Below are 544 nucleotides of genomic sequence, written 5' to 3'. Positions count from 1 at the left end.
TAAGCCGTTTGCGGAGGCGGCTGATGGCACGGGGTGGGGTGAGGGCGTTGGCGTCGTGGTGTTGGAGCGGTTGTCGGTTGCGCGTGAGCGTGGGCATCGGGTGTTGGCGGTGGTGGCGGGTAGTGCGGTCAATCAGGATGGGGCGAGTAATGGTCTGTCGGCGCCGAATGGTCCCTCGCAGCAGCGGGTGATTCGGGCGGCGTTGGCGAGTGCGGGGTTGCAGCCGGGTGATGTGGATGTGGTGGAGGCGCACGGGACTGGCACTGCGTTGGGTGATCCGATCGAGGCGCAGGCGCTGCTGGCGACCTATGGGCAGGATCGTGATCCGGCGCGTCCGTTGTTGTTGGGGTCGGTGAAGTCGAATATCGGCCACACGCAGGCGGCTGCGGGTGTCGCGGGTGTGATCAAGATGGTGCAGGCGATGCGGCACGGGATGCTGCCGCAGACCCTGCACGTGGATGCCCCGTCCTCCCACGTCGACTGGTCGGCCGGAGCAGTCGAGTTGCTGACGGCGCCGCGTGAGTGGCCAGCGGGTTCTGGTCCG

The 544-nt window shown here is 67.5% G+C and carries 1 protein-coding gene; it reads left to right on the top strand.

Features of this window, described 5'->3' with window-relative positions; all coding sequences use genetic code 11:
* Positions 1–544: polyketide synthase (locus WA788_RS35575; RefSeq protein WP_335984646.1), on the top strand; the 544-nt coding region annotated here is incomplete at both ends.

This window comes from Streptomyces sp. CA2R106 (assembly GCF_037034245.1).
GTDB lineage: Bacteria > Actinomycetota > Actinomycetes > Streptomycetales > Streptomycetaceae > Actinacidiphila.
The sequence above is the reverse complement of the archived record's forward strand: the minus strand, read 5'-3'. Positions and strand labels throughout refer to the sequence as shown.